Here is a 7722-nt window from a genome sequence, read left to right as displayed (position 1 = left end):
ATGTGTTCACTCTTAAGACTTGATATTTTTTGTCACCCGGAGGTGACTGATATCAATCCTGCGAGTGCCCACACAGATTGTCTGATAAATTGTTAAAGAGCGTTGCGAGCAGTGCCGGAGCTTCCTGCCGCGAGGTGGCGTATATTACGCTTTCCTCCTTCGGAGTCAACTTCTTTTTGAGAAGTTTTTCCGGCGCTATCAGTTACCTGACGCTGCTGACCCGATGGCCTGTAAGCCGTTGTTCCGTGTCAGTGGAGGCGCAGTATAGGGATTTTCTGGCAGCTGACAAGTGTTTATTGCAAATAAATGGCTGAGAGAAGAATTTTTCATCAGAAGCGGTAAAAACAGACGTTTTCAGGCCAATAAATCAGCATTTACTAACTATATCTGATGAAACAACTCCGTTACTGGAGAATTGGAGATGCTATTCTTTTCTGACACAGGGGATTTCCTACCCGTTCCAATAAAAAGAAAGGACCACCAATGATAAAATCCGCGCGCAGTATGGCCGGACTTCCGTGGATCGCCGCCATGGCCTTCTTTATGCAGGCGCTGGATGCCACCATTCTGAATACCGCCCTTCCCGCTATCGCTCACAGCCTTGAACGTTCTCCGCTGGCGATGCAGTCGGCCGTGATCAGCTATACCCTGACCGTCGCGATGCTGATTCCGGTAAGCGGCTGGCTGGCTGACCGTTTTGGCACCCGTAAGGTATTTATCAGCGCGGTGTTTCTGTTCTCTCTCGGTTCACTGGCCTGTGCGCTGTCCGGTTCACTGTCGATGCTGGTTGCTTCCCGTGTGATACAGGGCGTTGGTGGTGCGATGATGATGCCGGTGGCCCGTCTTGCTCTGCTGCGCGCTTACCCGCGCAGCGAACTGTTGCCCGTGCTCAACTTTGTCACCATGCCGGGATTAATCGGCCCGGTGCTGGGGCCCCTGCTGGGCGGAGTCCTGGTCACCTGGGCGACCTGGCACTGGATTTTCCTGATCAACATTCCTATCGGTATTCTCGGCATTTTCTATGCGCGCAAATATATGCCGGACTTCACCACGCCAAAGCGTCGTTTCGATTTGCTCGGCTTCCTGCTGTTTGGGTTAGGTCTGGTCGGTATATCCAGCGGCATTGAGCTGCTTGGTGAGCAGGTCGTGTCAGGTATGATCGCTCTGGGTGTTTTACTGGCGGGTATCGTCCTGTTGCTTCTCTATATAGTACACGCACGTCGCCATCCTTCCCCACTGCTCCCTCTGCCGATGTTTAAGACCCGCACCTTCTCCGTAGGCATTGTGGGGAATATTGCCTCGCGGCTGGGCACCGGCTGCATTCCCTTCCTGATGCCGCTGATGTTGCAGGTCGGTTTTGGCTATACGGCGCTGCTGGCGGGCTGCATGGTAGCCCCCACCGCGCTGGGTTCAATTCTGGCGAAGTCAACGGTGACCGGGGTACTACGCTGGTTTGGCTACCGTAAAACGCTGGTTGGCATCAGCATGATTATTGGCGTCCTGATTGCCACTTTTGCTCTGCAAATGCCGGGCTGGAATATGCTGGCGCTGCTGATCCCACTGTTTATTCTGGGTATGGCAATGTCAACGCAGTTTACCGCGATGAATACCATCACCCTTGCTGACCTGACGGATGCGAATGCCAGCAGCGGTAACAGTATGCTGGCGGTGACCCAACAGCTGGCGATCGGTTTTGGCGTGGCGGTCAGCGCGGCGGTACTGCGCTTTTATCAAAACTTCGATGGCACCACGCTTCAGCACTTCCATGCCACCTTCCTGACGATGGGCATCATCACCGTGCTGTCCGCACTGGTGTTCCTGCTGCTGAAGCCGGGGGACGGCCGCAACCTGATCAGCGACCGCGATAAAAAGAAGCAAGCCTAGCGCTCACCGACCGAGGCACGCTCCATGAGTTCCGGCGTCAGGACCAGTAACTGGGGGCTGGCCGTCGGATCGGCAAGACGGTGCAGCAGGGCATCTATCGCCAGTTCACCCAGCTCATCTTTGGGCTGGTGAACAGTGCTGAGCGGTGGCGTCAGATAGCGTGCCAGTTCGATATCATCGTAGCCCACGACCGCCATATCCTGCGGAATACTCATTCCTGCCTGATAAAGCGCGTGATACACCCCGACGGCCATCGCATCGTTACAGGTAAAAACGGCCTCCGGCGGTGGATTGAGCGCCAACAGCGTATTCATCGCGTTAAACCCGCCCTGAAACTCGAAGTCACTGCTGACGATATAGTCTGCGGGAACGGCTAATCCGGCGCTGGCCATTGCCTGTTGATACCCTTCAAGGCGCAGACGTGCGGGCGTTTTATCCTGTGGTCCGGCAATACAGGCAATTCGCGTATAGCCACGAGAGATGAGATGCTGAGTCGCCATCTCTCCCCCCAGCAGGGAGTTATCCTGAATAATGTCGCTGCTGCCTTCAAAGGGTGCCCAGTCCATCATCACGGAAGGAATGCTGGGATAGCGGTGAAGCAGTTCGGCAGAAGGCAGGTGACTTTCGGTACACATAAGCAGTAAACCATCGACACGCTTTTGTAACAGCGTCTCCAGGCTGCGATTCATGCGATCCTCATCGCCTTCGGTATTGCACAATATCAGGCTGTATCCCCGCTCGTAACAGCTACGCTCTACGCCACGCACGACTTCAGAATAGAACGGGTTGCTGCTGGCAGTTAGTAACATGCCGATGGTACGGGTCTGATTGAGTTTCAGGCTGCGCGCCAGCGCTGAGGGTGCGTAATTGAGCTGGTTCACCGCTGATGTCACTTTTTCACGAACCGCTTCACTGACGAAGCGGTTGTTATTAATGACGTGAGACACGGTAGAGGTCGAGACACCCGCCAGGCGGGCGACATCTTTCATCGTTGCCACATCTACCCCTGCTGTTGCAAGAAGCTGTCTATCTCATCACGCCACGGAACGGAAGGTTGTGCACCGCGACGCGTGACGGCAATCGCCGCCGCCGCATGAGCAAAGCGCACCGCTTCCGCCATCGGACGCTGTTCCAGCAGTGCGGTAATCAACGCACCGTTAAAGGTGTCGCCCGCCGCAATGGTATCCACCGCTTCCACGCGGAAACCGGGCACGCGCTGGCCGCTACCCTGTTCACTCAACCACACACCCCGGCTACCGAGGGTAATCAGTACGGTGGCAATCCCTTTATCATGCAGTACCGCCGCCGCTCGTGCCGCGTCTTCATCACTGTTGACCGCCACGCCGGTCAGGATCTGTGCTTCCGTTTCGTTCGGGGTGATCATATCCACCAGCGAGAGCAGCTCATCAGAGAGCGCCGTTGCCGGGGCAGGATTTAAAATTACCTGCGTCTGATGCTGGTGCGCAATACGCGCCGCAGCCAGTACGCTTTCCAGCGGCGACTCCAGCTGCATCAGCAGTGCTGAGGCATCGGCAATCACCTGCTGATGCTGCTCAACGCGGGCAGGCGTCAGGGCCGCGTTAGCCCCGGCGTGAATACCGATGGTATTTTCACCTTCACCGTTGACGAAGATCAGCGCCACGCCGGTCGAGTCACCGGGCACAGCTTCTACCGGGCTGACATCAATGCGGTCATTGACCAACTGCTGGCGGATACGTTCGCCAATGTCGTCTTCCCCCACACAGGCAATGAACGCAATGTCTGCACCACTGCGCCCGGCGGCGACGGCCTGGTTTGCACCTTTCCCACCAAATGCGACCTGATACTGCTTCCCGATCACCGTTTCCCCAGGGCGCGGAAAATGCGTCAGATTGAGAATGTGATCGGCATTAATGCTGCCGAGGACAGCCAGTTTGCCAGTTTTCATCATAAGGGGATCGTCCAGATAAGTGCGCCACCCGAAGGTGGCGCGTGCCATGCTTTTCTTTGATTTATTTGGTGACCAGCTTCAGGTCAACCGGATTGATAGCCTGTACTTTCTCGCCTTTCAGCACTTTATCAGCGGTCTGGACGCCGATAACGCCGATCTGCTCCGGTAACTGAGCTACGGTCGCAGCCAGTTTGCCGCTTTCAACCGCTTTAATCCCGTCCGGGGTGCCGTCGAAGCCCACGACCACAACATCAGATTTACCTGCGGTTTGCAATGCGCGCAGGGCACCCAGCGCCATTTCATCGTTCTGAGCAAACACGGCCTGCACGTCCGGGTGAGCCGTCAGCAGGTTCTGCATCACGTTCAGGCCTTTAGTACGGTCGAAGTCAGCCGGCTGGCTGGCAAGGATGTTGAATTTGTGCGCATCAGCAGCCTGCTTGAAACCTTCACCACGCTCACGCGCAGCGGATGTCCCGGCAATACCCTGCAGCTCAATGATTTTGGCATTGTCGCCGACTTTCTTGGCGATGAAGTTACCCGCCATTTTGCCGCCGAAACGGTTATCAGAAGCCACGTGGCTGACAACGGTGCCCTGTGAGGCAACACGGTCCAGGGTGATTACCGGGATCTTGGCCTGGTTTGCCATTTTCACGGCATTACCTACGGCATCGGAATCGGTCGGGTTAATCATCACCAGCTTGGTGCCACGCACGGTCAGATCCTGCACGTTGGCCAGCTCTTTCGCCGGGTTGTTCTGAGAGTCCAGTACCACCAGGTTGTAACCCAGTTTGTCCGCTTCTTTCTGCGCGCCATCTTTCAGCGACACGAAGAACGGGTTATTCAGGGTAGAGACCACCAGCGCAATGGTGTCTTTTGCCAGTGCGTTGGTGCTGAGGGTAGCGCTTAACAGTACGGCCAGTGCAGTCAGTTTTTTCATCTTCATGTTCATATCCTGTAAGGGTAAAGAGTTTTATTTACTGCTTTTGTTGTCTACCAGCACCGCCAGCAAAATCACCACCGCTTTGACGATCATTTGGTAGTAAGAGGAAACACCGAGCAAGTTTAGCCCGTTATTCAGGAAGCCTAAGATCAGCGCACCAATCAGCGTACCCATAATCCGGCCTTTACCGCCAGCGAGGCTGGTTCCCCCCAGCACCACGGCGGCAATCGCATCCAGCTCATAGCCGGTCCCTGCCGTCGGCTGCGCGGAAGAGAGACGAGCCACTTCGATGGTGCCGGCCAGCGCGGCCAGCATGCCACACAGTGCATAAACGATAATTTTGACGCGGTTAACGCTGATACCCGACAGGCGCGTTGCCGCTTCGTTGCCACCGAGGGCGTAGATGTAACGGCCAAGACGGGTATGATGCAGCATGTACCAGGCCGCAAGGAACACCACGCCCATCAGCCAGACTGGCGTCGGAATACCCAGCGGTCGGCCAATGCCAAACCAGCCAAACAGGTCGGCATTCTCACTGAAGCCGGTATTCACCGGGCTGCCGTTGGTATAGACCATCGTCACGCCGCGCAGCAGGAGCATCATTACCAGCGTGGCAATAAATGCCTGCACTTTACCTTTAGCGACGATCGACCCGGTAATGGCCCCAATAAAGGCACCCAGTGCCAGCGAAGCCGCCACCGCCACCAGCGCATTGACCTCCAGCCCGACAATAGAAGCCGCAACCGCGCCAGTCAGCGCCAGCAGCGACCCGACGGAAAGGTCAATACCGGACGTAAGGATCACCAGCGTCATGCCCACGGCCATAATGGCGTTAACCGACGTCTGCTGCAGAATGTTGAACAGGTTGGCCACGGTGAAGAAGTTCGGGCTCAGGCTGGAAACGATGGCAATCAGCACCACCAGCGCAATCAGCGATTTCTGCTCAAGCAGCCATGCCTTACTGATCAGGCGGCGTGAAGGGATTGTTTGCGTACTCATAATGTTGCCAGCTCCGCGCTGTATTGTTTACCCACTGCCGCCGCCATCAAAATTTCCTGCGAGGCTTGTTCAATCGGGAAGTCACCGCTGAGGCGCCCTTCGTGCATCACCAGCACGCGGTCACTCATACCCAGCACTTCCGGCATTTCAGAGGAGACGAGAATGATGCTCAACCCTTCCTGTTTAAACTGGTTAATCAGCTGATAAATCTCTTTTTTCGCCCCAACGTCAACGCCACGCGTCGGCTCATCGAGGATCAGCACTTTCGGCCGCGTCATCAGCCCGCGGGCAATCGCCACTTTCTGCTGATTACCGCCGGAAAGCAGGCCAATCGGCTGGTTCATTGACGGCGTTTTCACGTTAAACAGCTTGATAAAGTCCCCGACGGCCAGCTGCTCTTCGGCATGTTTTAAACGCCCCCCGCCGTGGCTGAAATAGGTAAGGGCTGTCAGTGACATGTTCTCTTTCACCGACATGCCCAGCACCAGACCATCACGTTTGCGGTCTTCAGAGATGTAGACGATGCCGTTAGCAAGGCCCTCTTCCGGGGTACGCGCTACAACGATTTTCCCGTCCAGCGTCACCGTACCGCTGCTGCGGGATAACGCACCGTACAGCACCTTCATCAGCTCAGTACGACCCGCGCCCATCAGCCCGGCTACGCCGAGAATTTCGCCTTTACGCAGCGTAAAGCTGACGTCGTCCACACCGGAGCCGCAGAGATGTTCAACGTTAAGGCGAACCTCTCCCGGCGCTTTGTTCAGGCGCGGATACTGCTCTTCCAGCTTGCGGCCGACCATCATTTCAATCAGCGAGTCCTCCGTCAGCGTCGCCACTTCGCGTTCGGCAATAAACTGCCCGTCGCGGAAGATGGTGACATCATCGCAGACTTCAAAAATCTCTTTCATACGGTGGGAAATATAAACGATGCCGCAGCCCTGGGCTTTCAGCTCGTTGATCACCCGGAACAGCGAGGCCGTTTCGGTATCCGTCAGCGCATCCGTCGGTTCGTCCATGACGATCACTTTCGACTCGAAGCTCAGCACCTTGGCGATCTCGACCATCTGCTGGTCGCCAATCGACAGGTCGCCCACCAGCTTATGGCTGCTGAAGCGCAGATTCAGGCGTTTCAGCAGGGTATCTGCTTCGGCATGCATCTTTTTCCACTGAATGCGGCCAAAGCGGTTAACAAATTCGCGGCCGAGAAAAATGTTCTCAGCAATACTCAGTTGGGGGATCAGGTTGAGTTCCTGATGGATGATGCCGATCCCGGCTTCCTGAGACTCTTTCGGCCCGTTAAAAGTGGTTTCCTTACCCAGCCATACAAAAGATCCCGCATCACGGGCGTAAATCCCGGTCAGCACTTTCATCATGGTGGATTTACCTGCGCCGTTCTCGCCCACCAGCGCCATCACGCGGCCGGGGTAGACAGAGATCGCCGCCCCCGACAGCGCCTTAACGCCGGGGAAGGATTTATCAATGCCTTTTAATTGCAGTAAAGGTTGCATAACAGCCTCAGAAGGTCACGCCAGCGACCAGGATGACATTCGCATACGGAGAACACTCTCCGCTGCGAATGACCGCCTGACTGCGCTGAGTTTGTTGTTTGAACTGTTCGTGACTGACATAACTGATACTAATGGTATTACCCTGGTGTTGTTGCAGTAAGTCGAGCAGGGCGATCAGGTCGCTATGAAGCTGCGGATTATGCTGCTTAATTTCTTCCGCAATGATGGCACTCTCTACCTGCATCTCGTGGGTGACCGCATGGGCAACCTGTAAAAACGTCGGAATTCCATGGGTTACCGCCAGGTCAATCCGCTGCGGACCCTGTGGGATCGGCAGGCCAGCATCGCCAATCACGATGCTGTCAGTATGACCAAGACGTGAAATCACGGACGAGATAGCAGAATTCAGTAAGGTGCCTTTTTTCATTATTCACTCCAGAGCGAAACGTTTCGCTGACTAG

Annotated in this window: 7 protein-coding genes; 1 reads left to right on the top strand and 6 read right to left on the bottom strand. The window is 55.7% G+C overall.

The genetic code is table 11. From position 1 onward, the window contains the following. Nucleotides 1-483 precede the first annotated feature (483 nt). Complete coding sequence (gene mdtD, locus ABEH87_RS14450; protein WP_346577132.1) at nt 484-1884, top strand: multidrug transporter subunit MdtD; 1401 nt, start codon at nt 484-486, stop codon at nt 1882-1884. Here the strand turns inward: mdtD and rbsR are convergent. From rbsR to rbsD, 6 genes are all read right to left on the bottom strand, one after another. Continuing rightward, complete coding sequence (gene rbsR, locus ABEH87_RS14445) at nt 1881-2882, bottom strand: ribose operon transcriptional repressor RbsR (protein ID WP_346577130.1); 1002 nt, start codon at nt 2880-2882, stop codon at nt 1881-1883. The genes mdtD and rbsR overlap by 4 nt on opposite strands. 2 nt (nt 2883-2884) lie before the next feature. Then, nucleotides 2885-3814, bottom strand: a complete 930-nt coding sequence (gene rbsK / locus ABEH87_RS14440) for a ribokinase (RefSeq protein ID WP_346577128.1) — start codon at nt 3812-3814, stop codon at nt 2885-2887. A gap of 61 nt (nt 3815-3875) precedes the next feature. Continuing rightward, nucleotides 3876-4757, bottom strand: coding sequence for a ribose ABC transporter substrate-binding protein RbsB (gene rbsB / locus ABEH87_RS14435; RefSeq protein WP_346577127.1), 882 nt, complete (start codon nt 4755-4757; stop codon nt 3876-3878). Nucleotides 4758-4784: 27 nt separating this feature from the next. Next, on the bottom strand, nt 4785-5753 hold the full coding sequence (rbsC, locus tag ABEH87_RS14430) for a ribose ABC transporter permease (protein WP_346577125.1): 969 nt from the start codon (nt 5751-5753) through the stop codon (nt 4785-4787). Continuing rightward, nucleotides 5750-7261 (bottom strand): ribose ABC transporter ATP-binding protein RbsA, encoded by a 1512-nt coding sequence (rbsA, locus tag ABEH87_RS14425; protein WP_346577123.1) that lies wholly within the window; start codon nt 7259-7261, stop codon nt 5750-5752. Before rbsA ends, rbsC begins: the two co-directional genes overlap by 4 nt. A 7-nt stretch (nt 7262-7268) precedes the next feature. Then, complete coding sequence (gene rbsD, locus ABEH87_RS14420; RefSeq protein WP_346577122.1) at nt 7269-7688, bottom strand: D-ribose pyranase; 420 nt, start codon at nt 7686-7688, stop codon at nt 7269-7271. Nucleotides 7689-7722: the final 34 nt, after the last annotated feature.

The organism is Erwinia sp. Eh17-17 (genome assembly GCF_039675725.1).
In the GTDB taxonomy this organism is placed as follows: Bacteria; Pseudomonadota; Gammaproteobacteria; order Enterobacterales; family Enterobacteriaceae; genus Erwinia.
Note: the sequence above shows the minus strand (reverse complement) of the source record. Positions and strands in the feature narration are given on the sequence as shown.